The sequence below is a fragment of the Ancylothrix sp. D3o genome (assembly GCF_025370775.1).
Lineage (GTDB): Bacteria > Cyanobacteriota > Cyanobacteriia > Cyanobacteriales > Oscillatoriaceae > Ancylothrix.
Genome location: NZ_JAMXEX010000018.1, coordinates 60,320 through 84,262, shown reverse-complemented (window position 1 = coordinate 84,262; position 23,943 = coordinate 60,320). Strand labels below are relative to the sequence as shown.

Below are 23,943 nucleotides of genomic sequence, written 5' to 3'. Positions count from 1 at the left end.
AATGGTTTTAACTTCAACCAGTCTGTTATCGACTCTCAAGGTCGTGTTATTAATACCTGGGCTGATGTTATCAACCGCGCTAACTTGGGTATGGAAGTAATGCACGAGCGTAATGCTCACAACTTCCCTCTTGACTTGGCTTCTGTTGAGGCTCCTTCTATCAAGGGCTAGGGTTTTATGAGGGCTAGACTCTCAAAAACTGAATAATTACAAAAGGCGCTCTCCAGAAATGGGGGGCGCCTTTTGTGTTGTTGGTTTTTGTTGTAAGTTAATTGGAGTTCGACTGTATAGACGATGTAACTTACGAATTAATTAAAAACGAAGCAATTCCAAAAATTTCACACAAAAAATCTCATTCTCGCCTCACCAGAGTCTTAATTCAATTGCTTTCTGAATGGTGTAGTGGAAGATGTGAAGTTTGCGTGAATTAGGCATTAAATTAATTTGAAAAAATGGGATCACAACTCCCAGAGGAATTAACACAGACAAAGCCCGCAGACCGAAAGAACCCAAACACCAATCCCCCACACCTCATAACATATCAAGAATCGCCGGCGCCATTTGCTCAAGAGGAATAACCTGGTCACTCAAACCGGCCTCAAACACAGAACGAGGCATCCCATAAACCACACAAGTCTCCTCAGCCTCAGTAAAAATAGTACCACCAGCCGATTTAATCCAAGCAGCCCCCTGCTTACCATCGCTACCCATCCCCGTCATCACCACCCCCAAAACCCGCTCCCCATATACCTCAGCCGCCGATTGAAACAACACATCCACACTAGGCCGGTGCAGAGTATCAAAAGGACGCGCCTCCAAAAGAGTCACCACCGTACCATCAGGCTGACGAACAAACTTTAAATGCCGGCCAGCCGGTGCAACCAAAACCACACCCGGACAAACCGGCACACCATCCTTAGCCTCAACCACCTTAAGAGAGCAAATTTCATTAAGTCGGTTCGCATATAATTCTGTATAACCCACCGGCATATGCAGAACAATCGCCACCGGCACAGACAAATCCGCCGGCAATTGAGGAATCAAAAAACTCAAAGCTTGAGGGCCACCAGTAGAAATACCCATCACCACCAAATCAACCTTCTTAGAACCAATCACCGACGGTGCCATCGGAGCAGGCGCAACAGAACCCATCACCTTTTGCAAATTTGTCAAAGACACAACCGAAGCAGCTTTTACCTTTTGAATCAACTCCTCAGTAATATCAAAAACCTTTTCCGTTGCCAAAGCCGTTGGTTTTTGCACAAAATCAACCGCACCAGCAGCCAGAGCCTCAAGAGCCATTTCCCCCGTTTCACTGGCAATACTCAAAATAATCGTTGGGACAGGCCGGCGTAAGCGCAATGTTTGCAAAAGCTCAAGACCATCCATATTCGGCATAATCAAATCCAAAGTCAACACATCAGGCTGGAGTTGTTCCACCAATTCCAGAGCCTCTTGGCCATCACGAGCCGTCCCCACTACTTCAATAAACGGACTGCGCGATAACATCTTCTTAACAACTTTGCGAATATAGGCAGAATCATCTACCACTAAAACACGCACAACTCGATCCATAAGTTTTTTTTTGATTAATCAAGGTATAGGTCATTGTAGGAGCGGGTTCTTCAATCTCTTAGCTTCGAGCATAGAACTGAGTGAACCAGCCGGTACTAAACGAAGCTCAGAAGCTAAACAGTAGCCATATAATTTTTAGCCCGTTAGCTGGAATTGTTGATTTTTGTATTAAACTCTTAAGATTTGACGTAAATAAAAGCCCCCCCTATTTCTTTCAGATCAAATTCCGAAGATAGCTTTAACAAAGACTCAGAAGCCGCCACACATAAATAGGCACGCTGAGGCATATACTCAGCAAACATCCGCAAAGTTTTGCGAATAGAATTTTGAGAAAAATAAATAAATACATTCCTGCAAAAAATAATGTGAGAAGAAGCTAAAAACTTAATCTCCGACTCATCCACCAAATTAGCTTGCTGCCACTGAATACGGCTGTGCAAATCGGCAGACACCCGCCAGGTTTTTTCTGAACTGCTTCCTAAAAAATTAAACTTTTTTACACTAGAATTTAAAGAGCTTGATTCCGGTGGAGAAGCCGAGCCAGCCCCGTAGCCATCCCCAGAAAAGCCGCTGGAATCCTTCTCTGTTTTGGAGAAATATTTTTCTTGTAAAGACTCCGGTAAATTGCGAAAAGAACGCTCAGTATAGACACCAGACTTAGCCTTATCAAGAGATTTCAGGCTAACATCAGAAGCATAAATATCAATAGGAGCGCGATAAAACCAACCCTTCTCATTAAGAGCCATTGCAATAGAAAGAGGCTCCTCACCACTCGCACAAGCAGCACTCCAGATCCGCAGTGGGTGAGGTTGGCTGCGGGAGAAATATTCCGGCACCAAAACATCAACCAAAGCGTGGATCTGATCCATTTCCCGCCAAAAATAAGTTTCAGCAACCGTCAGAGCATCCATAAGCCGCTTCCAAGCATCAGGAGAGTAATCATATTTCAAAAAGTAATAATAATCAAGCAAAGACTCAAAGCCCCCTTCCAAAGAGCAAGATAAAAGCTTTTCAGTCAGCATTTCTACCCCCCCAATATCATAATTAATCCCCGTTCGTTCCTCTATTAAATCCCGCAACAGTAGCACCGTACTATCAGTAAAGTTGGAATTTTCTTCATATTTCATAATCAGGGTTCATCGTTCATAGTTCGTCATTCATCTTTGGAATGAAAAATAGCCGAGACATTGCCATAGCACAAAAGAGCCTAGCAATCATTAAAACATTTAGCCTTGGGAGTAGTAGCCTCAAAACCTACAGCCGGCATCGACTTCTAGGGCGATTGAAAAGCCACAGCCGCACGGCGGACAGTCAGATCCGGGTCAGTATAAGCCAATAAAGCCACCTTTCGTTCAGCATAACGATTACCCAAAAGTTCCAGCCCCATCACAGCAGCCAAGCGGACAGCAGGCTCTTTATCATCCAGAGCCGAAATTAAAAACTCCGATGATCGCGGGTGCTTCATGCGGGTAAGCACCTCCACCACAGAACGACGGACATCAGCATCCGGGTGAAGCAAACCACGCCCAACTGCCTCAATATGGTGATCTTGAAGATGAGCCAAAGCCGCCACACAATCAGCATTACGAATGGGGTTAGCCATTAAATTCACCAAAGCCTCAATCGCCAGAGGAGTTCCCAAAGAAGCCAAAGCCTCAATCGCCGCCTGGACAATTTCAGTATCAAAGTCAAAAGTAGCAATATCCGCCAAAGTTGTCTCAACCCCGCACCCGCCACGTTTTCCTAAAGCACGAATTGCACATCGGCGGCACACCGGCACAGAAGAATTCAGCGCCCGCAACAGCGGCGGTAGAGAATTGGGTTCAGAAATATTTCCCAAAGCCTTCAAAGCAGCCGCAGCAACATCCGCTTCTGCTTCTGTTAGCGGAGCGAGAATAGCCGCCGCCCGGTAGCCACCCAGAACGCCCAGCGCGTCAATAGCAGCCAACCGAACCTGCTGGGCTGGATCATTTTTAGCCACAGCCCCCAAAGGATCGACAGCTTGGGAAATATCCAAAGAACCAAGCGAACGCGCTGCGTAATAGCGAACCCAGGGGTCAGAATCTTGCAAAGCACTGAGAAGGTGAGAATAAGCCAAAGAGCTATCAATTTGTCCAAAAGCCCTTGCCGCCGCAGCCCGCACCTTGGGGGTGTCATTTTGCAAGGCATTAATTAAAGTTGGTAACACCGGCCCATTTTCAATATAAGGAACCAACTCAACCGCCGCTCGCCGCACATTTTCATCAGCATCGTGACAGCGATCCAAAAGCAAAGTCACACATTCTGTAAAAGCAAAATACCCAGCAATTTTAACAGCCGACTCCCGCATCAGCGGGTCTGGATCTTGCAACAAATCGACCATCCGATTGAGCATAGCCGGATGACCAAGCGAATTGAGCGCCCCCACCACCGCTTGACGCACAGAGGCTTCTGGGTGGCCACAAAGCGATAACAAAGCATCAAAAGCGCGCCGATCACCAATACTCGCCAGCGCCCCGGCAGTCACCACTGTTGTTTGAGGGTCGTTTGTCAGCAACTCTGTCAAAGCCGGAACTGCACTGCTATCTCCAATTTTGCCCAAGGCCAGCACGGCTGCACGGCGGATTTCTGTATTATCTGATTGCAATTGTTCTACCAGTAAAGGCGTAACTTCCTTGCCATAACGCACCAGAGCCTCAACTGCCGGACTTCGCAGCGCCGGTTTTGCCAGTAACTGCGTCAAAGTGCGGTGGACTTCTGGAATATTCAGGCGACTGAGGATCTGAACACCAATCCTCAGTTGGGGGCTGCTATGGTTGCGGAGAGCCTGAATTAGTTTTTCTGCCCCCTCTTTAGTGAGGGCTGCTCCTACCACGTCTGCAATATAACCGCCTTCCTGATAAGTTTTTTCATAACGCTCGTAAAGATTGTTAACAGCGATCAGAAGATCATCGACCGGCGCATTGGGCTTATTAAAAAGCATCCCCAGAGGTTTAGCCATGCTGGCATCCCCCAACTCACCCAAAGTCTCCGCCACCGCTGTACAGAGCATTTCATCCTCCAACAACGGCACAAGCTCATAAACCACAGCCGGGTCGCCAATTCGTCGCAAACTGTCGAGGGCTGCAAAAGCCAAAAAGAAATCTCCTGAAAGAGCAATGGTTGTCAGGGGTTGAACTGCCTCTGCTGCTTTGAGGTGCCCCAGGGCATCAATGGCATGATAGCGGACATTTTGATCGCTATCGTCGAGGGCTCGGATCAGGGCCGGTATAGCACGAGAGTCTTTTTGCTCTCCCAAAGCCAAAGCCGAATATATCCGCAGGTCTGTATCGCTGTCATTCAGGCTTTCTATCAAAGCGGGAATAACATCGCACTTGCTCTTAACAAAAAGCTCTAGCACCGCGCTTAAAATGCTGGCGTTGCGGTGAGAAACTCTTAAGGAGCGCAACAGCGAGGCTGAAAGTATGTCGCTGCTGTGCTTAGAGACAACTTCGACTACCGCTCGCCGCACCCGCCAACTTGCATCCCCCAAGCCAGCAAAGAGCAACTGCTGAATTTTAGGGTTGTCTGATAAAGCAGCCAAAGTCCGCACAGTTTGCAAGCGCACGGCTTCATCAGGGTTCGCTAGTTGTTCGGCATAAAGTGTTAGTTGTTTATCATCGGGTTCTGTACTCATAATTTTAGATTTTAGAAGAGGCGATTTTTAACGATGATAGGATTTGAGAGTTTATATCTTTGATTTTAGATTGAGCCAACCTAGTATCTTTGATTTTAGATTTGAGAGTGTAGATTTTTAAGGATGATAGGATTTTAGATTGCACCGAAGCTTTCGAGGGGATAAGGCGGCTTGCTTCGGGACTCCAGGCCCGCCCTCAAGAGTTGTGCTTTGTCTGAATCAAGAAGGCTATACAGCTTTGGATTTCTTGACAAAATATCTAAAATGCGCTAAAGGATTTGGATGTTTAAACTCTCAGATAAAATCTAAAATTCATCATCCTTAAAAACAGAGATTTTTACAATCTAAAATCTAAAATTGTTTGAGTCATATCGATCAAGTTAGTGGCAAGATGCTGAGAGTTTTTGACTTTTTCGCTATGATTTTCAGTTCCGAGTCGGATAGTTTCTAATCCTTTGAGGCTGCTGCCTAAAATCGATTTGCTTTCGCGGTTAGCATTAGTAATAACAGCGATTTGCTTAGAAATGTTGTGGATATTAACCGACATTTCGCGCACGGCTGTGAATTGTTCGCTCATGGCTTTGGCAGTTTGCTCAGATTGCCGGCGGATATTTTCGATAGCGGCGGTAATTTGGGTGACACTGCTTGATTGTTCGCTCATGGCTTTGCTGACTCCAGAAATCAAGCGGGTGAGACGTTGAGACTCGGCGGCTATCTGATCGCTGGCGACGGTTTGTTCGGCAAGGGCACGGGCTGTCGTTCCCGCAGATCGACGCATTGATTCAACTGCTTGTAAAATTTGGCTGGCTCCGTTAGCTTGCTCGGCGGTGGCGCGGCGGACTTGTGCAGCTTGGGTGCTGGAATATTGAGCGCTTTTAATAATCTCACGGGCTGCTCGTCCTTGTTCATTCATGGCGAGTGTAGTTTGAGCAGCTATTTTCCGCATTTGGTTGGTAGTTTGGAGGATATTTTGGACAGATTTAACTTGCTCGCTGGTGGCTGTGGCGACTTGTTTGGCTTGGGTAGCGGTGGTGTTAATGGCGCTGACAACATTTTGACCGGCACCGAGTTGTTCAGAAGAAGCGACGGCAATTTGTCGAACCAGTTGGGTTGTTTCTTCAACGCCTTGGAGTATGGTTTTTAAGCCGGTTGCGCCTTCTTCTGCGAGGCGGCTGCTTTCATCGGCAACTCGCAAGCCTTCGTTAGAAGTATTAACAGCGGTTTGTACGACTTCTTGCAAACTTTTGATAATCGCTGCAATATCAGAGGTGGCTTGGGCGGCTCGATCAGCCAAGTTGCGAATTTCTTCGGCTACAACGGCGAAACCTCGTCCCGCATCGCCGGCGCGTGCAGCTTCTATGGAGGCGTTTAAAGATAGCAAGTTGGTGCGTTCGGCAATCAAATTAATCGTATCGACAATAGAACTGATTTCGCCGGTGCGTTTGCCGACATCAGACATCACCGAAGCTGAGAGGGCCATCGAATCCCTAACTCGGTTGAACCCTTGAATGCTTTTTTGAACGCTGACACCGCCAATTTCGGCATCTTTTCGGACTCTTTGGGTGATTTCGTCTGCTTGTTTGGTGAGGGTGCTAACAGAACGAATCGAACGATCAAGCTGAGTGGCGCTGCTGGCGGCTCCGTTGGCTGCATCGGTAATTTGGCTGGCATTTTGAGCAACTCCCCCAACGGAACGGGCCATTTCTTCAATGGAGGTAGAAACTTCTTCTATGGAGGCGGCTAGGTTTTCTGTGGTGGCTTGGACTTGTTCGATGCTGGCTCCCATTTCGTTGATGGAACTGGTGGTTTTTTCGGTGGCGCCTGTTAGATCGTCGGCGCTGCTGGCTACGCTTTGGATGGAGCGGGTGATTTCTTCAATGGAGGCGGCGGTTTCGTTTATGGATGTGGTGAGGGAGTCGGTGTCTCGGCTGACGCTTTTGATCGAGGCGGCAATTTCTGTGATCGAGGCGGTGACTTGGGTGGCGGAGGTTGCCATTTCCTGGCTTGTGTTGTCTGTCAGCTTTATGGATTTGCTTGTTTGTTCAATGGATGCGGCTGTGAGCGAACAAGCGGATGCCAGTTCAACGGTGCTGGCGGTGACTTGTTCGATGGATGCTGCCATTTCGTTGATTGAGGAAACAAGTTGTTCTGAGGAGTGGCTGACTCCTTGGGCTTGGCTTGCTGTTTCTGTTAAAGAACCTAGCATTTGGCTGATGCTGCTGATCGGTTCGTTGAGGCTATTAATTTGCGAGAGGATCTCTTGGTTGCTTTGCTCGCCGGCTTGGGCGATTTGTTGGGCTGTTTGTTGTATTTTTAAAGCTTGTGACTGGAGGTTGTTGATGGCAACATTGTTCAAAGCTGATTCTTGTTTCTGAGCGGGAACTATGAAGCTTGATTGCCGATTTTTTTGATTTTTCTTAGCCATGATTTTTGCCTTTTATTAGGTTGGGTTAAAGTTTAATTGCTTTTAAAGGTCTTTTTTAGTTAAGTTTGTTTTCGGAAGCGAGTGTTGTTTGCTCAAGTTGTATTTTCCATGTTAATAATTTGTTGAGGATCGAGAATTAAGAGGGTGCGTCCTTTGAGAAAGGCTATGCCTGATATATATCTGTTTGTGGCTTCTTTGATGGTGTCGGGAGGCGGTTGGATGGCTGAGTCGGGAATTGATATAAATTCTCTGGCGGTATCTGCTATTAAACCACAGGTGCGGTTGCCAATTTGGGTTACTATCAGACGGGTGCCGGTGTTGTGTTTTATTTTTTCTAAACCAAATCTCAAGCGCAAATTGATGGCGGGGATGACTTGACCGCGCGAAAAAACTACTCCTTCTACAAAAAGGGGAGCATTGGGAACTGGGGTGATGTTTTCTATCATTTCCATTTGCCTGACAAGGGTTGTGGGAATGGCGTAGGTAGTGCCGGCAATTTCAAATAAAATATAAGTTTGTAAGGGACTTTCTTCTACTTGGGTCACGGGAAAACTCCTTTTTTTTAAAGTCAATAATGAACGTTTAGCAAGGGAAATAAAAAATCAGGAGAGTAAAGAGTTATCATAGCAGTAATTAACACTTAGTTGTTACCTATTCCTGCTGAGCAAGGCACGGTGGCTGAGTTGTAATAAGGCGGGGGGGTCTAAAATTAAAACTACTCGCTTGTCTCCGAGTTCGGTAGCGCCGGCAATGCCGGTTACTTGTATTAAGGGGTCGCTGAGGGGGCGAACGACTATTTCGCGTAAACCAATAATGTGATCAACAACAATGGCAAGGGAGGTAAGATTGTTACCGAGAACAACGACGGATAAAAACTGAGTGGATGTCGGCGGTTTTGGGGAAGGAGCTTGTGTTTTGCCGTTGTTTAAATTTTCGCTGTGGATGGGAGATAAGTTAAAGAGGCTGTTGAGGCGAAGCAAAGAAATGGGGACGTTTCGGTAGGGTAAAATTTCTTGATTTTCAATGAGGCTGAGGGAGGCCGGTGAAATTTGTAGGACTTCGCGGACGGCTGACTGGGGGATGGCAAAAGTTTGAGAGCAGGCTTTAATAATCAAGGCGTCAGCGATAGCTAAAGTCAGGGGTAAGTGGATGGTAAAGCGGGTTCCGCAGTGGGGAATGCTATGGACTGCCAAAAAGCCGCCGAGTTCAAAAATGGTATTTTTAACAACTGCCATGCCGATGCCGCGCCCGCTGGTTAGGTCTACAGAGGAGCGGGTGGAAAAGCCAGATTGGCAGAGGATCTCAAGAAGGGTGGTTTGATCTAGCTCGGTGTGGGGGGAAATCAAGCCTTGGGTTTTGGCTTTTTGTTCGACGGCGCTTGTGTCGATACCGCGTCCGTCGTCTTCGATTTCCAGGACAACCATTTCGCCGGAGGTGAAGGCGCGAAGGGAGATTTTTCCTTGTTGGGGTTTGCCTAATTTTATGCGTTCGGAGATGCTTTCGATGCCATGACTGACGGCGTTGCGGACTAGGTGGAGGAGGGGGTCGATCATGCGGTCGATGACAAATTTATCAATTTCTGTGTTTTGACCGCTCATTTCGAGGCTGATGTTTTTTTGGCTGTCGCGCATTAAGTCTCTAATCACAAATTGCATCCGGGTGAAGAGTTCTCCCACCGGCACGAGGCGGACGCGCATGATGCCTTCTCGGAGGTCGCGCAGTTGGCGTTCGAGGGCGAGATTGGTTTGCAGTAGTTCTCGCCATTGGGCTGTGGGTAGGGTTTGTTTGAGGTTTTGGATGTTTTCTGTGAGTCGGGAGCGCTCGATGACTAATTCTCCGACCATCCGCATGAGTTCGTCGAGTTTTGCTAGGTCTACTCGCACGATGGTGGGGGGAAGGGGGGGTGTTTGTTGGCTTGTGGAGGGGGGCGCTTCTATCTGGACAAGTTCTTCTGCCTGGATTGGTTCTTCCGGGGGGGCTGTCTCTACGGGTGGGGGGGTTTCTGTTGCCTGTTCGGTTGGGGTTGGTTCGGCTGGTTCATAGGCCATCCAGTTAAGTCCGTCGTTTTGCCAGCCGCTAAAGGTGGTTGAGGGAAGGTTGCTGATGACGACGAAATCAAAGACGATGCTGCCGTTTGTGCTGATGCGGGGTGAGCCGTGTATGAGTTCTCCGATGCCTTGAAGGCGAGCGCGGATGTTGTTGACATTGATGCCTTTGGCTGCTAGGTGTGTCTCTGGTGTGAATTCAAATTGCCATGCTCTGCCTCCTGATGCTGTGGCGGCTTTGAGGAGTTCTTCTTCTTGGGGTTTTAAGGTAACGCTGGGAAGAATTTGTTGGGGTGGGGTGGGGGCTGTTTTTGGTTGGGGGTTTTGGGAATGTGGAGCGGTTTCGGAAAAGGCTGCTTTTAGGTGATTGATTGTGTGTTCGATGTCTGGGGAGATGTTGTTGTTGCGCCGGTTGGCGATGACTTGTTCGAGGGTTTTTGTTGCGGCGATTAAGGCGTCGGTAGATACGGGGTTGAGTCTGGCTTTGTTTTCTCGCACGAGGCGCAGGTAGCTTTCCATTTCGTGGGCTAGGCGTTCGGCTTTTTTTAGTCCTACCATGCCGGATAAGCCTTTGAGGGTGTGAAAGCTGCGAAATAATTCGTCAATTATTGGTCGTTCGGTGGTGGCGAAAGCTTGTGCTTCTATGGTGAGCAAGTTCCGCCGTATTGCGGTTAAGTGTTCTTCGCATTCGGCAAAATAATCGTCCAAAAAACTGGCGAAAAAATCATCGGAGGTGTTGGTTGTTTCCACAACGGTTTTTATTTAGGTTTTAGTTTAAGAGTTCTTTTGCTTGTTGGGCGAAGCTTTGGGGCTCGAAGGGTTTGGTGACATACTGCGAGGCTCCGGCTTCTAGGGCTTCTTCTCGGCTGGTAGCGTCGCTTTTTGTTGTTAATACGATGACGGGTATTTTTTTAAACAATTGATGTTCTCTAAGAAATTTTAAGACTTCTAATCCGTGCATATCGGGCATATTTAAGTCTAAAATCATTAAATCTACGGGGTCGATTACAAGCTGTTCTATTGCTTCTAATCCGTTGCTGGCTTCTTTAAAGTTGACGTCGCTAATTTGCCTTAAGGATGCCATTACCATTCTCCTTATTGTTGCTGAATCGTCTACTACTAATATTTGCTTCATATAACTTTACAGGTTGGTGTTGAATGTGCTTTTGTCGAGCGCGACTCTGATGGGTACTGCTGGTACTGATTATATCTCATGTATGTTATATGTATGGAATAAAGACAAGCCCCTGTTGATTATAGCAGGGGCTTGTTGCGTTTTAATGGGGGCTGAGTTGTTTGTAAATGTTAAATTTTTAAGGGCTGTCATCAAGACACCGGCTGTTATAGTGTCCTTTGATTTGATAGTTGTAAAAGCGTCCAATTGAATCGGCTTCGCAGAGATTGTCCCAGGTTTCTTCTTCGACGTCGCTGTATTGATAAATTTTGCCGGTGGCAAATTCTACTTGTAATATTTGTTGCTCTGGATCGTATCCTATGGCGGCGGCCATTGTTGAGTTAACCGGCAGCATGGCTATGGGTTGTGAAGCGGGAATTTGTGTTGTGAGATTACTTTCTCTGTTGGCAATGTCGGCGACTTGTTGCAGTCCGTTATAGGCGGCGACTGGGGCGGGGATTTCTATTAGTTCGATGTCTTCGCCTCGGTCTATTAATAAGTTGAGTTGGCCGTTTTTGTGGCCTGCTGCTATGATGCTGCTTAGGTCTATTTTTGATAGTTTCATAGGTTTTTGGGATGGGTTGGGTGCTTATGCTTTGATTAAAGTGGCCCCAGCCAAGGTTGCCGATCTCACAAAAATGCCTTCTTTAACGGCGACTTGCTGTTTTTGGCCCTCTGTCTAATTATAACCTAAGTTGATTTTTTAGTCAATAGAGGCAGGAATTTTTGAGATCGGGGGGAGGTACAAGCTTTCAATGCGGGTTTCAAACTGCGGAACTTTGGCACAAAAGAATTGTTGGGCGTGTCGAGTCTGTTTATGCGCTTTGCCGGTTGATTTGAGTCATTACGGGCTGAGACTTTCATCAAACGCGCAGACTCTAGCACTGCTAAATACATCACTCCAGCCGGTTATAGCCCAGATTCCGCCGGTCTGCCTGAAAGTAGGAGTATTTGGCGAGAACAAAAGCAATAAATTTTTATTTGACTAATACTTTAAAACTTCTTTCTTTGCAAACATCGCAAAGATATTGACAGAAATTAAACAGTCATATTTCGGCTTATTTTTTTTCTCAGCCCGCTACAAACTTGCACCAAAAATCTGTTCTGCCGTTAAATTCAACTCAGGAAATACCCCGGAGATAACCGTCTCACTGCCCCGAAACTGACTCACCTCATACTCCCCATCAACAAGCTGATAAACCGATAAAGTCGGTAACTTCTCACTTCCAATAAATCGTCTTCCACCCAAACCCAAATAATCAATAATCCAATATTCTGCAATAGCCATTTCCTCATAATCCGCCGCCTTCAAAGCATAATCATCCCGCCAATTTGTACTTGCTATCTCCACAATTAAACGCACAGATGACCCCATGCTAATAACAGATGAAGTTGCCCAAAGCGGCTCTTTTTCAACTTTTTGCTTATCCAAAACAATCACATCCGGCTCATACCCAGACTCATCCCGAAAAGGCTTGAGTATCAACTCTTTAGGAATAAAATAAGGCAACTCTTTAAGTCGGCAGTGAATCCCTATTTCTAAAGTGATAAATCCAGCAATTTCCGAATGTTTTCCTCTTGGTTTAGGCATCTCAACAATCACCCCATTATGTAACTCATAGCGATTTTCTGACTTTTCGGGATACCAGGCAATAAATTCATCAAACGTTACTTTTTTCGTCAAAGCTTGAGTCATAGTCTTTCCCCTTTTCATTTAACCTTTCTGAGTAGGATTTTTTACCTATTATAGCATTTATCAACTATCCCTTTTTTAGTCTCCACCGGCACCTTTTATTTTCTTATTTTGTCCGGCTTTCATAGACATTTCAATCACACCAACACCCCCATAAAAAAAACCGGCACCCCCTTAAACAAGAAAATGCCGGCCCCAAAAAATCCAATTACAAAACACCCTTAATAAGCATCCTGTAACTCAAAAAACTCAGGCGAAACATAATCCTTACGCAAAGGCCAGCCCACCCAATCTTCAGGCATCAAAATCCGCTTCAAATTAGGATGCCCCTCATAGACAATCCCATACATATCGTAAGACTCACGCTCCTGCCAGTCCGCCGACTTCCAAATCCAGTACACCGAAGGCACCCGCGCATCATCACGCGGCAAAAACACCTTCACCCGTACTTCCTCTGGCTGAGTCACATTATCACTCACCTTAATCAAGTGATAAAAACTCACCAACTGATCACCAGGGCCAACATCATAACCGCCCTGACAAGACAAAGTATTAAACCCATAAGCATAGAGAGCAGTAGCCAACGGAAGCAAAAACTCCCGGTCAACCTTAATAATCTCCACACCCAAATGATCCGCCGGCAGAGCCTCATGCTCAAAACCATTCTCTGTCAGCCACTGAGAAACCTTACCGGCCTCTACAATCTGCGTATTATCAGCCACGAGCTTCCTCCTTCTTCGCCGTCAACAGAGCAGGAGGCACCGGCATCCCTATCGCCTCCGTCAACTCCTTCGGAGGAGTTTGACGAGTTGGAGAAGCCAAATAAGCGCCCGTCAAAATATCAGGAACCGGCTTCATCCCATGCTTACGAGTATAGAAACGGTGAGTTTGCTGTAAATTCCCCCGTTCCTGAATCGATTCATTAGAAACCTTTTTACGCAACTTAATGATTGCATCCATAATCGCCTCTGGACGCGGCGGACAACCTGGAATATACAAATCCACAGGAATCAACTTATCCACCCCCCGCACCGCCGTCGGAGAATCTGCACTAAACATCCCGCCGGTAATCGTACAAGCACCCATAGCAATCACATACTTAGGCTCAGGCATTTGCTCATACAACCGCACCAGCGCCGGGGCATACTTCATGGTAATCGTGCCCGCCGTAATAATCAGATCCGCCTGACGAGGCGAAGAACGAGGCACCAAACCAAACCGGTCAAAATCAAACCGGCTACCAATCATCGCCGCAAGCTCAATAAAACAGCAAGCAGTCCCATACATCAAAGGCCACAAACTCGAAAGCCGAGCCCAGTTATACAAATCATCAACCGAAGTCAGAATCACATTTTCCGACAGTTCGCTTGTCACCTGGGGCCGTTCAACCGGATTAAGCAGCCCTTTTCCATTCGGAGTATTTAAGACCATTCCAAGGCTCCTTTGCGCCAAGCATAAACCAGAGCAATCACCAGAATTCCGATAAAGATCAAGGCTTCAATAAAAGCCAACAGACCGAGCCGGTGGAAAGCCACAGCCCAGGGATACAAGAAAACAGTCTCAACATCAAACACCACAAAAACCAAAGCAAACATATAGTAGCGGATGTTGAACTGAATCCAAGCCCCACCGATAGGCTCCATCCCCGACTCGTAAGTAGTGAGCCGTTGCACACTCGTACCTTTGGGCCCTAGCAACTTCGAGGCACCCAGCGCCAGAACCGGCACCAGACTGCTGATAATTAGAAAGCCCAGGAAATACTCATAACCGCTGAGGACAAACACAATAAATAAAGACCCAAGGGTAAAGTTACGTTTGTTTCGATTCTTCACATTACATTATATATGCCTAAGATTTTCAAGGCCAAAACCATCACCCTAGGCCAAACCAGTCCCATAGCCAACATCAAGCCCAAACCCACCCCAGACCAAACTTGACCAAACCTCAAGCTTTCCAACCCTCTCAACCAATCACAACAAGAACTTTCTTAAAGAAATACTTATGAACGCTTAATATTATTTCTATGGAAGCCAACAGAGCAAAACCCCACACAATAAAGCAACCTAACCCAGCCTTCCCCAAAAACAAAAATTAAAATTTAAAGCAAAATTCTTGACAAACGTTAACAAAAAAGCATCAGATTTTAATATCATAGCAATTGACCCTTGCTGTAGCGCCCGGATTAGTAGGGCCAAGCTCCTACCCGAAAGACAAACCAAAACTTGAGTTTGTCCACCGGCCAGTTGTCTCGCCAAACCCTATCGTTACCGAGCCATGAGTCCCGAAACCCTCGATACCAACAACCTCGATCAATACGAATGTCGCTCCTGCGGGTACGTTTACGAACCCCTCAAAGGCGACTCCAAAAGAGACATCGCCGCCAACACCCCCTTTAAAGAACTCCCCATAACCTGGCGCTGTCCCGTATGTGGAGCCAAAACCACAGCCTTTACAAACGTTGGCCCCGCCGGCACCGCCTCTGGATTTAAAGAAAACTTAGGTTTTGGTTTAGGAGTCAACACCCTCACCCCAAGCCAAAAAAACATCCTCATCTTTGGAGCCTTGGGAGTAGCCGTGATATTCTTTCTCAGCCTCTACGGCTTACAGTAAGTCGGTATCACCGCGTGTACCACAAACCCAAAACCAACCGATAAATATTACTAGCAATGTACTCAATCCAGACTTTATTTAAACGAATTCTGCCCTTAATCGTGGCCGTTGTTTTGTGTGTTGGCTGTAGCAAAGTCCCCACCACCCTGATCAACCCCTGGCAAGTCATCCAACTGCCAACCACCGCCAACCTCCAAGACATCGCCTTCACCGGCAACCCCAAACACGGTTGGATCGTTGGCAGTGAAGCCACCATCCTCGAAACCACCGATGGCGGCCAAACCTGGGAACAAAAACCCATCGACCTTCAAGAAGATACAAAAGCCCGCTTGACATCTGTAAGCTTTTCTGGTAAAGAAGGCTGGATTATTGGCGAACCTTCGATCTTGCTACACAGCAACGACGAAGGCAAAACCTGGGAACGCATCCCCCTCAGCAGCAAACTACCCGGCTCACCCCTGACAATCTTAGCCCTCGGCCCCAACAGTGCCGAAATGACAACCGATGTCGGAGCCATTTACAAAACTTCTGATGGCGGCCAAAACTGGAAAGCAATGGTACAAGAAGCCGTTGGGGTCGTCCGCAATATCCAGCGCTCGGCTGATGGGAAATATGTCGCCGTCTCCGCCAAAGGCAACTTTTATTCTGTATGGGAACCCGGCCAAAATGCCTGGACACCCCACAACCGCAATAGCTCTCGCCGTGTCCAAAACATGGGCTTTACCCCCGATGGCAACCTGTGGATGCTGGCCAGAGGCGGTCAATTGCAATTTACAAACCCCGAAAACCCCGAAGAATGGGAAAAAGCCGTTTTTCCAGAACTTTCTACCAGTTGGGGATTACTCGATATCGCCTACCGCACTCCTTCGGAAGTTTGGCTGGCCGGTGGTAGCGGTCAACTACTGTGCAGTTTGGATGGTGGCAAAACATGGCAAAAAGACCGTGAAGTTGAAGAAGTCCCTTCAAACTTTTACAGAATTGTCTTTGTTTCGCCCGACTCTGGCTTTATCATTGGTCAACAAGGTATTTTGTTGAAATATCAACAAAGCTCTGCTGCTGCATAACCTCAAAAAACAGAGGCCGGTATAAAAACCGGCTTCCACTTTGGCTCGCGTTCAACCACCAAAAAAGCAAAAAAGTTCAAAAAATAAGTAGTTGACGCTTGTTAGAAACGTTGAAGTTTCGTATCATATAGATTAAGTTTTTCGCTGTCGTCTTTGGGAGGAAACTACATGGCTGGCGGATCTACAGGTGAGCGTCCTTTTTCCGATATTATTACCAGTATCCGTTACTGGGTTATTCACAGCATCACTATTCCGATGCTGTTTATCGCTGGCTGGCTCTTTGTAAGCACAGGTTTAGCTTACGATGCCTTTGGCACACCGCGTCCTGATGAATATTTCACTCAAACCCGTCAAGAATTACCCATTGTTCAAGACCGCTTTGAGTCAAAACAACAAATTGAGCAATTTATTAAATAGCGTCTTAGGAGAATAAGACCATGACAAGCAATAGAGCCAACGAACCCATTTCTTATCCTATTTTTACTGTCCGCTGGTTGGCAGTTCACACTCTGGGTGTTCCGACAATTTTCTTTTTAGGCGCTATTGCCGCCATGCAATTTATCCAACGATAGGAGAAACAGATGCCAACTCGTAGTCCTAACCCAAATAATCAGCCGGTTGAGTTAAACCGCACCTCTCTTTATCTGGGTCTTTTGATGGTTTTTACTTTGGGTATCCTGTTTTCTAGTTATTTCTTTAACTAACAGGAAGTTAAGCTTTTAAACCCGTTTATCGGGTTTTGTGAATTTTTCAAACAAGAGGTAAGAATAGTGAACTCTTTTCAATCTGGCAGAATTCCTTTGTGGGTGGTTGCAACTGTTGCCGGCCTTGGTGTGATCACTTTGGTAGGTATTTTCTTTTACGGTGCCTACGCTGGTTTGGGTTCTTCTCTGTAGAAAAGCCCGAATATCATTCAAAAACCGCCTGCTTAAAAGTAAGGCGGTTTTTTTTATCCAGAGATTGATGCCCTCTGTGTCACAAAAAATTACTCTAGGGGTAATGATGGTGGTGAGGGCGGGGTGACTTCGCGGGAAATTGAGATTTTGTAGCTTTCCCTTTGGGTGTGCATTTCCATTGATATTGCTTCAAATTGTATTTCAAAGCTGCCGTACGGGATGATCAGTTGGACAGTTCCCTCTTTCCCTCCCCATATACTGGGGGTGAAGTCTGTTACCCAGTAAGGGCCGTCAAGGATAAGTCTGGCTGAGCGGTCTTGGAGCCAAACTTTGACGTAAATTCGAGGTTGGATGTCTGGAAGCCGGATTTTAACCTTGACGGTACGACCGGCTATTAAAGGATCTTTCGGCAGTTCTAAAACCGGCACCGGCACTTCTTCGTCTTTGGCTAAGGTAAAGACTGGTTCTTCTTCCTTTTCTGCCGGTTGGGGCTTCTTAGGGGCTGGGGCTGTTGGCTCGTCTTCGATGACGAATTCTTGATAGTCCCATTCTTGGGCGGTTTTTGGCCGGCTGGGGATTTCGGTTTCGGAGTTTGGTTGTTGTGGCGCCGGTGCCGGTAAGTCGGCTTTGAGCAGTTCTGTTAGTTCTTCGTCGGTGGCGAGGGCGTTTAAGCGTGACCAAAACCGATCCGGCAGATTGAGCGATTGGAAGGCTTCATCTACAGGTGATAGAACGGGTGTTTCGGTTTCGGCGTTGGCCGGTTCTGGGGTGAAGGTTTCGGATGTTGGGGCGATTTCTTGGCTGGTTTCTTCTTGTTCCTGTTCGACCGGCCCCTGGGATGGGGATTCTTCGGCTGGTTGGGGTGGAGATGAGGGCGGAGTTTTACGAGGCTGAGGAGATGACCCCGGAGCAGGCAGGGAAGGCAGATCGAGGGGTTTTGTGGTCGCTTTTGTGGGGTTGGGTTTATGCAGCAGGGGAGGTAAGACGGTGTTAGAAGCCGGTTCAAATTTTACCGGCTGGTTTCGGTCGATGGTTTCTAGCAGTTCTTGATACGATTGGTCTAGGACTTCTCCTAATTTTTTTTCAAAGGGTTCTGAAGAAAGATCAACAAATTCTTGATCGTTTAGTTGTTCTACGATCTCATCGAATAAGTCTCCGAGATCGGCGGTGATGGTGAAGGGTTTGCTGTCGGTGGGTGTAGCGGTAGCGGTGTCGGAATAGAGCTTTACTTCTCCTAAAATTAGCCTAGTCTGGGAATCTGGTGGAACATTCAGCGCACAGGAAAAGGGGATGGGGGCTACTGTTTCACGAATATCGAGACGGACTTCGGCAAGGATGCGGCTTGTTTGCGGATCTCTGAGTTCGATTTGTAGTTGACATCCGCTAAGGGGTTCGTCTGTTTCCGCTAAGATTTTGCCGCTTACTATGACCGACTGTCCTTGACCGCTCATATACGTTGTGCGATCAAGGCTAAGTTGCAATTTTTGCTCTTTGGGTTGCAAAGAGGCTGAGGCGTTTCTAGGGGGCGTTTGGGTGTCTTGCTGATTAGGTGTAGCGCTGATAAATCTTTTGTCGTCCTCTTGTTGAGGCGTTTGCTTAACTTCCCCTAGTGATGACTCCGCCTTAATATTCTCTACGATGTTTCCTTGCTTCTCAAGGTCGCCCAAACTAGGCATCTCAGCCTCAACCTGTCCGCCATCGGGCGTTAGGGGAATTGATTCTTCATCAACGGGTAAGACTTCGAGTAGCACGCTGCGAGTCCAGTGGTTGCCGGCGGTGTTGGATATGATATCGATGTCGGTGCAATGTAGTTCCCAGATCCCCGGTTTGAGGCGAGTGTAAGGCAATACCACTATTAAGCCTTCTGCGTTGGTTGTGCGGCTACGTTTTTGTAACCGACGTTTTGGGGGTATTTCGTCGGTGGTTTCGTGGCTTACCGTTATTTCGATGTTTTCGTTTGGCCGGTTACAACGGGCCACAACTCGATACCGGCCTTCTAAAATTTCGACTTCGGGTGATTCTAGGGGCAGCCAGGTTCGATCACCTTGTTTTTGGATTAAAAATTCCCAGGATTCCATATTTTCGGCGCGATAGTGGGGGCCGGTTGCAACCAGTTTCTATTGTGTAGTTTAACGCAATCTGTCAAGTTTGCCATAGTTTTTCTAAGTTTCTGTTCTGGGCAGAATGTTTAATTGTCAAGCTTCTCGTAATTTTGAGGATCTTTAATTTTATATAACTTTTGGCTGCGCTTATTTCTCCATTATTTCAGCGAGTTATCAATTATTAATTTAGAAAGTTTGCTATTTTCTCTAGGGGTTTGATTATGCTTGGCAACGACCAAAACCCGACTTTATAAAGTGTGTTTTAGAACTGCCAAACTGTACAAGTGTCGCCCCTAGCCTTTATTCTCGTTTTTGAAGATAAGCTAAAATTCCTTGGGTTCCTTCTTTGACAATTTCCACCGGCAACTGCTTTTCTTGATTTTCGCTCAAAATTAACACCTGAAGGTTAGTCAGTTTGCTAATTTCTAGGGGCACTGCCGTCAATTCATTGCCTGCCAGAGATAAGTGCGTTAAATTGGTGAGATTGGCAATCTCTAGGGGCAAAGCTTTTAATTTATTGTTAGACAAGTTTAACTCTCTCAGGTTAATAAGTCTGCCAACTTCGGAGGGTAGTTTTACAAATTCATTACCAGGAATATCCAAGACTATCAAATTTGCCAAATTGGCGATAGTCGGCGGCAAAGATGTTAGCTTATTGTTCCAAATAAATAACTTATTTAAATTAACAAGATTACCAAGTTCGGAGGGTATAGATGTGAGATAGTTTTTGCCCACATCTAAAATTTTGAGATTAGTAAGATTGCCAATAGATGCCGGCAGTTCCTTGAGTTGATTACGCGATAGATAAAGCTTCTCTAGGTTTCTTAGTTTTCCAATTTCTGTGGGCAATTCTTGCAGTTGATTATCCCTGATATCTAATATCTTTAAATTAACAAGGTTGCCAATTTCTGCTGGTAATTCTGCCAATTGATTACCACTAATGTCAAGTTTTGTCAAGTTTTTAAGGTTGCCAATTTCCGCCGGTATTCTTGTTAGGCTATTATAGGTGAGGTGGAGTTCTGTTAAATTAATTAAACCAATTTCTGATGGCAGTGTTGTGAGTTCATTGAAACTGAAATCAATTTTTTTTGAATTTACTAGATTGCCTATTTCTGGCGGGATTTCACTTAAGGGATTGCCGGTTATAGATAATTCTTGTAATCTTGTCAGAGTGCCAATTTCTGGTGGTAGCTGGGTCAATTTTTGATCGGAAAGGTCAAGATGGGTTCGTTTATCTTTAGCAGCTTGTTGAATAAGTTGCAGTAATTCTGCCGGTGTCATAGGTAAACCTCAAAAAAATATCTAATGTCTGGCTTAATATAATACTTTGTTAAGGCATTGAAGATAATTTGCATAGGTGGCTTCAAAGAAGAGACAGGGTAGTGTGCCCTTGTCCCTTCTCAAAAAGCTATTTGGCAGCCTGCAACCGGCTCTTTAATTCTTCCACATTGGCTAACAATTCTGCTTGAGAAATGGCGCTTTGTTCTCCAGTTTTTAGCCATTTCAACTGAACTGTTTTATTAACAGCTTCCTCATCTCCCAGAACCAAACAAGCTATCGCCCCACTTCGGTCTGCTCGTTTAAATTGTTTGCCAAAGGCACTGCCGCTTAAATCTAACTCGACACTAAAGCTATTTTGACGTAGGTTTTGTGCCAAAATTAACGCATTATCTTCGGCTTTTTCGCCCTTAGAAACGATATAGAAATCAATGGAAGCTTGGGGAGTTTGTTGAATTTGTTGCAACAAAATTGTTAAGCGTTCTAAACCAATTGCCCAACCGACTGCCGGTGTTTCGGGGCCGCCTAATTCTGCCACTAAACCATCATACCGGCCCCCACCGCAAACAGTTGCCTGAGCGCCTAAATCATCGGATTGAATTTCAAAAGCGGTGTGGGTATAGTAATCTAAACCTCTCACTAAACGGGGATTTAAGGCGTAGGAAATGCCTAAATCTGTTAAAAGTTGTTGAACTTTATCAAAGTGCCGGCGTGAGTCTTCTCCCAAATAATTTAAGATACTGGGTGCATTGATAGCAATTTCTTGGGTGCGTTTATCTTTGCTGTCTAAAATTCGCAAAGGATTACGAGTGAGCCGGTCTTGGGAATCCGTATCTAACTCGTCTTTAAACGGTGTTAAATAGTCTATCAAGGCTTGGCGGTATTGCTGTCTATCGTGGCGATTGCCGACAGAATTTAAGGCAAGATTTAAGTTTTTTAAGCCTAATGTTTGGAGTAAATTGGTGGCAATGGCAATGACTTCTACATCAGCACGGGGGTCAGCACTGCCTAATACTTCAACGCCAATTTGATGAAATTGACGCTGACGACCGGCCTGGGGACGTTCGTAGCGAAACATGGGGCCGGTGTACCACAAACGCTGTACGCCACCTTGTCCAAACAGCTTATTTTCGATATAGGAACGAACCACACCGGCAGTACCTTCGGGACGCAAGGTATTAGAGCGCTCACCCCGGTCTTTAAAGGTGTACATTTCCTTGCCGACTACATCAGTTGCTTCGCCAATTCCGCGTTCAAACAAGGCTGTTTCTTCAAAAATTGGCGTGCGAATTTCCCGATAACCGCAGCGGCCTAAAATATCTCTAGCAGTGGCTTCTGTGCGCTGCCAATAGGCTATTTCATCGGGTAAGATATCCCGCGTTCCTCGTAATGCTTGAATTGCGCCCATTAAATTTTTACAAACTCTTACAAAATTAAAAAGTTGCGGGGAAATTTAAACGCTTAAACGTTCAAATGAACCATAGCGATTGTTATAGTAAGCCAAAATCCGATCCATTAAATTACGTTCACTAGGGGCAATGGTTTGGGGATACTCTACCCATAAACCGCCGACTTGACTTTGATCGCTCTCAAAGGGTTCTCCAGGGGGAACCGGCAATAAGCCAGTATCCACGCCTTGGACTTGACGCAAGTGGGCTGCGATTTCCCGATATACTGCCAAGGGAAGTTTGTGCCAGCGTATTTGATCGCGCAGCTTTGTTTCGGGTGGAGTTTTGATTAGCTGTTCTCCCATGCTGAATTTCTCCTAGTGATCTTCGTGATCCTCTTGAGGTGTATCCTGTTGTACCGGCTCACTGTTACCATTATTGGTTGGCAGAGGCAGAATACAGCAATTTACCTCATTAATGCAAACTTTACCCGACTGCAAAGCCCAGCGCACGAGGGCCACCCGGTTTTGGGACTTAGTTTTGTTGAGAATATTGCTAATATGGTTATCCACTGTGCGTTTACTGATTTCTAGCTGCTCGGCAATCTGTTGATTACTCAAGCCAGCAGCTACCAGTTCAACCACTTGCAACTCTCGCAGGGAAAGGGAATCTTGGGTCTGAGACTCGCCGCCAGCCATAGTCATTCCAACTCTGTAGATTTACCTATATCTTAGTATTTTTGATTGTCTCTAAGCAAAAATTTCTAGGAGCGATTGTTAATTTTCCCACATTAGAGTTGAGGCCAATCGGCAGTCGTTGGCATTTTTTATCTCACAATTGTTTGGATTTCAGAAGGCTTGATTTTTTCCGCACTTTATTTTATGTCATGTTATTTTGTTTGGCCCTGCTTATGGCTGTTCTGGTGGTGTTGTGGCCGGTGCCCAGAACGCAGATTGATCTTATTTTTGCTGGTTATGGCTATATGTAGCGCGATTTTGACGCCGGTGGCTTTGGCTGTGCCTTTGCCTAGTAGTTCTGATCAAGGGGGGATGGAGCGAAGTTTGGATGCTGCGAGCATTCCCTCGGAAAAAGTCAGTCAGTTTGTGCGTGCTTATGTACAAGTGTTGGGGCTTGTGGAAAGCCAGATTTCGCAATGGTCAACCGCAGAAACAACGGTTGAGCAAGGCCGGCCCCAACCAGAAATAGCAGCCGAAACTGTGGCCTCAGTGCAAGCTATGGCTTTCGTTATTATTGAGCAATATGGTTTAACGAAACAGGAGTATTTCCAAATGCTGAGTTTGGCTAATACAGATGCCGAATTTGGTGAGCGAGTGGCTGCTCAACTTCAAGCTGATTTTGCTGATTCTCTCTCTCAAGAGTGAGAAAATTTTTGATGGAATGGTGACTTTTAGATTAATTTGGTTCAAATTTTTACTATTAAAAAGCTTTGCAAGAACCACCAGAGCGCACAAACAGCCTACGCAAAGGTTTTGATGATCAAAAAAACTTTTCTATTTCTGAAGTTAACGTTCAATCAACTCTCAGTTTATACCCGCAGGTTGATTTCTTTAATAGCCAGAATCGATAAATTAGAAAAAACACGAGAGGAAAATAAATTATGAAACGTTCTTCAATCCGCAATCTTTTGGGCGCCAGTGTAGTCGCAGCTAGTTTAGCTGTATTGCCCGCTACTTTACCCGCTTCTGCTCAAACAAACACTCCTTCTGGGACTGATACCACCACTACCACGTCTCCCAATTACCGCACCGATGATGTCAGAACCACTGATACAACCCGCGATAATGATTTTGATTGGGGTTGGTTGGGCTTGTTAGGTCTTTTGGGTTTGGCTGGTTTGGCTCGTCGCAAAGAACCGACCCGCTACACCACTGAACGCGACCCCGATGTAGTCCGCTCTGACTATCGCTAAATTTTGCGGGGCTTACGCAATTTTACCTCGCAGAGTATCAGTAGTGTCAAGATTTTTTCACACAAAGCGTAAGTCCTTTTTTCTTTCATTCATATAAATAAATACCCC

General features: G+C 46.1%; 25 protein-coding genes and 1 pseudogene. 9 read left to right on the top strand and 17 right to left on the bottom strand.

The genetic code is table 11. The annotated features are described in order from the left end of the window. Positions 1–171: pseudogene (locus NG798_RS22370) on the top strand (photosystem II q(b) protein); the annotation flags it as partial. 360 nt (positions 172–531) lie between these two features. Here the strand turns inward: NG798_RS22370 and cheB are convergent. The 12 genes from cheB to ndhC all read right to left on the bottom strand — a co-directional run bounded on the left by cheB (position 532) and on the right by ndhC (position 14,351). Beyond that, a complete protein-coding gene (cheB, locus tag NG798_RS22365; RefSeq protein ID WP_261225925.1) occupies positions 532–1,575 on the bottom strand; it encodes a chemotaxis-specific protein-glutamate methyltransferase CheB in 1,044 nt (347 codons plus the stop codon). 176 nt (positions 1,576–1,751) lie between these two features. Continuing rightward, positions 1,752–2,702 carry a protein-glutamate O-methyltransferase CheR gene (locus NG798_RS22360; RefSeq protein WP_261225924.1) on the bottom strand — a complete coding sequence of 317 codons (951 nt, stop codon included), beginning with the start codon at positions 2,700–2,702 and terminating at the stop codon, positions 1,752–1,754. A gap of 146 nt (positions 2,703–2,848) precedes the next feature. Next, positions 2,849–5,230, bottom strand: a complete 2,382-nt coding sequence (locus NG798_RS22355) for a HEAT repeat domain-containing protein (protein WP_261225923.1) — start codon at positions 5,228–5,230, stop codon at positions 2,849–2,851. A 337-nt stretch (positions 5,231–5,567) separates the two neighbouring features. Next, a complete protein-coding gene (locus NG798_RS22350) occupies positions 5,568–7,655 on the bottom strand; it encodes a methyl-accepting chemotaxis protein (protein WP_261225922.1) in 2,088 nt (695 codons plus the stop codon). Between the two features lie 92 nt (positions 7,656–7,747). Then, on the bottom strand, positions 7,748–8,200 hold the full coding sequence (locus NG798_RS22345; RefSeq protein ID WP_261225921.1) for a chemotaxis protein CheW: 453 nt from the start codon (positions 8,198–8,200) through the stop codon (positions 7,748–7,750). A 102-nt stretch (positions 8,201–8,302) separates the two neighbouring features. Continuing rightward, complete coding sequence (locus tag NG798_RS22340; RefSeq protein ID WP_261225920.1) at positions 8,303–10,450, bottom strand: chemotaxis protein CheA; 2,148 nt, start codon at positions 10,448–10,450, stop codon at positions 8,303–8,305. Between the two features lie 19 nt (positions 10,451–10,469). Continuing rightward, positions 10,470–10,835 (bottom strand): response regulator, encoded by a 366-nt coding sequence (locus tag NG798_RS22335; RefSeq protein WP_261225919.1) that lies wholly within the window; start codon positions 10,833–10,835, stop codon positions 10,470–10,472. 178 nt (positions 10,836–11,013) lie between these two features. Next, complete coding sequence (locus tag NG798_RS22330; protein WP_261225918.1) at positions 11,014–11,439, bottom strand: KTSC domain-containing protein; 426 nt, start codon at positions 11,437–11,439, stop codon at positions 11,014–11,016. A gap of 513 nt (positions 11,440–11,952) precedes the next feature. Further along, positions 11,953–12,570, bottom strand: coding sequence for a Uma2 family endonuclease (locus tag NG798_RS22325; protein ID WP_261225917.1), 618 nt, complete (start codon positions 12,568–12,570; stop codon positions 11,953–11,955). A gap of 218 nt (positions 12,571–12,788) precedes the next feature. Beyond that, entirely contained in the window at positions 12,789–13,289 is a 501-nt protein-coding gene (locus NG798_RS22320; protein ID WP_261225916.1) for an NAD(P)H-quinone oxidoreductase subunit J, read from the bottom strand. After that, positions 13,282–13,998 (bottom strand): photosynthetic/respiratory NAD(P)H-quinone oxidoreductase subunit K, encoded by a 717-nt coding sequence (ndhK, locus tag NG798_RS22315; protein ID WP_261225915.1) that lies wholly within the window; start codon positions 13,996–13,998, stop codon positions 13,282–13,284. Before ndhK ends, NG798_RS22320 begins: the two co-directional genes overlap by 8 nt. After that, a complete protein-coding gene (gene ndhC, locus NG798_RS22310) occupies positions 13,989–14,351 on the bottom strand; it encodes a photosynthetic/respiratory NAD(P)H-quinone oxidoreductase subunit C (protein ID WP_261225928.1) in 363 nt (120 codons plus the stop codon). Before ndhC ends, ndhK begins: the two co-directional genes overlap by 10 nt. Before the next feature lie 490 nt (positions 14,352–14,841). Here ndhC and NG798_RS22305 point away from each other — a divergent pair, with 490 nt between their 5' ends. The 6 genes from NG798_RS22305 to NG798_RS22280 all read left to right on the top strand — a co-directional run bounded on the left by NG798_RS22305 (position 14,842) and on the right by NG798_RS22280 (position 17,137). Next, complete coding sequence (locus NG798_RS22305; protein WP_261225914.1) at positions 14,842–15,177, top strand: rubredoxin; 336 nt, start codon at positions 14,842–14,844, stop codon at positions 15,175–15,177. Positions 15,178–15,233: 56 nt separating this feature from the next. After that, entirely contained in the window at positions 15,234–16,241 is a 1,008-nt protein-coding gene (locus NG798_RS22300) for a photosynthesis system II assembly factor Ycf48 (protein ID WP_261225913.1), read from the top strand. A 168-nt stretch (positions 16,242–16,409) separates the two neighbouring features. After that, positions 16,410–16,658, top strand: coding sequence for a cytochrome b559 subunit alpha (psbE, locus tag NG798_RS22295; protein WP_261225912.1), 249 nt, complete (start codon positions 16,410–16,412; stop codon positions 16,656–16,658). 20 nt (positions 16,659–16,678) lie between these two features. Beyond that, on the top strand, positions 16,679–16,813 hold the full coding sequence (gene psbF, locus NG798_RS22290; protein ID WP_261225911.1) for a cytochrome b559 subunit beta: 135 nt from the start codon (positions 16,679–16,681) through the stop codon (positions 16,811–16,813). Between the two features lie 9 nt (positions 16,814–16,822). Then, positions 16,823–16,945, top strand: coding sequence for a photosystem II reaction center protein L (locus NG798_RS22285; protein ID WP_261225910.1), 123 nt, complete (start codon positions 16,823–16,825; stop codon positions 16,943–16,945). A 66-nt stretch (positions 16,946–17,011) separates the two neighbouring features. After that, the gene (locus NG798_RS22280) at positions 17,012–17,137 is read left to right on the top strand and encodes a photosystem II reaction center protein J (RefSeq protein ID WP_261225909.1); all 126 of its coding nucleotides are present in this window, start codon (positions 17,012–17,014) and stop codon (positions 17,135–17,137) included. Positions 17,138–17,226: 89 nt separating this feature from the next. Here the strand turns inward: NG798_RS22280 and NG798_RS22275 are convergent, their stop codons facing one another. The 5 genes from NG798_RS22275 to NG798_RS22255 all read right to left on the bottom strand — a co-directional run bounded on the left by NG798_RS22275 (position 17,227) and on the right by NG798_RS22255 (position 22,603). Further along, positions 17,227–19,215, bottom strand: a complete 1,989-nt coding sequence (locus NG798_RS22275) for a hypothetical protein (protein WP_261225908.1) — start codon at positions 19,213–19,215, stop codon at positions 17,227–17,229. 324 nt (positions 19,216–19,539) lie between these two features. Further along, positions 19,540–20,520 (bottom strand): leucine-rich repeat domain-containing protein, encoded by a 981-nt coding sequence (locus NG798_RS22270; protein WP_261225907.1) that lies wholly within the window; start codon positions 20,518–20,520, stop codon positions 19,540–19,542. Positions 20,521–20,647: 127 nt separating this feature from the next. Further along, positions 20,648–21,925 (bottom strand): histidine--tRNA ligase, encoded by a 1,278-nt coding sequence (gene hisS / locus NG798_RS22265; RefSeq protein WP_261225906.1) that lies wholly within the window; start codon positions 21,923–21,925, stop codon positions 20,648–20,650. 45 nt (positions 21,926–21,970) lie between these two features. Further along, positions 21,971–22,270, bottom strand: a complete 300-nt coding sequence (locus tag NG798_RS22260) for a hypothetical protein (protein WP_261225905.1) — start codon at positions 22,268–22,270, stop codon at positions 21,971–21,973. A gap of 12 nt (positions 22,271–22,282) precedes the next feature. Beyond that, positions 22,283–22,603, bottom strand: coding sequence for a LuxR C-terminal-related transcriptional regulator (locus NG798_RS22255; RefSeq protein WP_261225927.1), 321 nt, complete (start codon positions 22,601–22,603; stop codon positions 22,283–22,285). A gap of 276 nt (positions 22,604–22,879) precedes the next feature. On the opposite strand from NG798_RS22255, the gene NG798_RS22250 reads away from it, so the two are divergent. Continuing rightward, complete coding sequence (locus NG798_RS22250) at positions 22,880–23,287, top strand: DUF4168 domain-containing protein (protein ID WP_261225904.1); 408 nt, start codon at positions 22,880–22,882, stop codon at positions 23,285–23,287. Between the two features lie 236 nt (positions 23,288–23,523). Further along, positions 23,524–23,835 (top strand): WGxxGxxG family protein, encoded by a 312-nt coding sequence (locus NG798_RS22245; RefSeq protein WP_261225903.1) that lies wholly within the window; start codon positions 23,524–23,526, stop codon positions 23,833–23,835. The last annotated feature ends 108 nt before the right edge of the window (positions 23,836–23,943 follow it).

Bases quoted from the DNA above. Each gene is read 5' to 3' on its own strand.
- cheB (WP_261225925.1), bottom strand. From the start codon at position 1,575: ATGGATCGAGTTGTGCGTGTTTTAGTGGTAGATGATTCTGCCTATATT.
- NG798_RS22360 (WP_261225924.1), bottom strand. From the start codon at position 2,702: ATGAAATATGAAGAAAATTCCAACTTTACTGATAGTACGGTGCTACTG.
- NG798_RS22355 (WP_261225923.1), bottom strand. From the start codon at position 5,230: ATGAGTACAGAACCCGATGATAAACAACTAACACTTTATGCCGAACAA.
- NG798_RS22350 (WP_261225922.1), bottom strand. From the start codon at position 7,655: ATGGCTAAGAAAAATCAAAAAAATCGGCAATCAAGCTTCATAGTTCCC.
- NG798_RS22335 (WP_261225919.1), bottom strand. From the start codon at position 10,835: ATGAAGCAAATATTAGTAGTAGACGATTCAGCAACAATAAGGAGAATG.
- NG798_RS22330 (WP_261225918.1), bottom strand. From the start codon at position 11,439: ATGAAACTATCAAAAATAGACCTAAGCAGCATCATAGCAGCAGGCCAC.
- NG798_RS22325 (WP_261225917.1), bottom strand. From the start codon at position 12,570: ATGACTCAAGCTTTGACGAAAAAAGTAACGTTTGATGAATTTATTGCC.
- ndhK (WP_261225915.1), bottom strand. From the start codon at position 13,998: ATGGTCTTAAATACTCCGAATGGAAAAGGGCTGCTTAATCCGGTTGAA.
- NG798_RS22305 (WP_261225914.1), top strand. From the start codon at position 14,842: ATGAGTCCCGAAACCCTCGATACCAACAACCTCGATCAATACGAATGT.
- NG798_RS22300 (WP_261225913.1), top strand. From the start codon at position 15,234: ATGTACTCAATCCAGACTTTATTTAAACGAATTCTGCCCTTAATCGTG.
- psbE (WP_261225912.1), top strand. From the start codon at position 16,410: ATGGCTGGCGGATCTACAGGTGAGCGTCCTTTTTCCGATATTATTACC.
- psbF (WP_261225911.1), top strand. From the start codon at position 16,679: ATGACAAGCAATAGAGCCAACGAACCCATTTCTTATCCTATTTTTACT.
- NG798_RS22285 (WP_261225910.1), top strand. From the start codon at position 16,823: ATGCCAACTCGTAGTCCTAACCCAAATAATCAGCCGGTTGAGTTAAAC.
- NG798_RS22275 (WP_261225908.1), bottom strand. From the start codon at position 19,215: ATGGAATCCTGGGAATTTTTAATCCAAAAACAAGGTGATCGAACCTGG.
- NG798_RS22270 (WP_261225907.1), bottom strand. From the start codon at position 20,520: ATGACACCGGCAGAATTACTGCAACTTATTCAACAAGCTGCTAAAGAT.
- hisS (WP_261225906.1), bottom strand. From the start codon at position 21,925: ATGGGCGCAATTCAAGCATTACGAGGAACGCGGGATATCTTACCCGAT.
- NG798_RS22260 (WP_261225905.1), bottom strand. From the start codon at position 22,270: ATGGGAGAACAGCTAATCAAAACTCCACCCGAAACAAAGCTGCGCGAT.
- NG798_RS22255 (WP_261225927.1), bottom strand. From the start codon at position 22,603: ATGGCTGGCGGCGAGTCTCAGACCCAAGATTCCCTTTCCCTGCGAGAG.
- NG798_RS22250 (WP_261225904.1), top strand. From the start codon at position 22,880: ATGGCTATATGTAGCGCGATTTTGACGCCGGTGGCTTTGGCTGTGCCT.
- NG798_RS22245 (WP_261225903.1), top strand. From the start codon at position 23,524: ATGAAACGTTCTTCAATCCGCAATCTTTTGGGCGCCAGTGTAGTCGCA.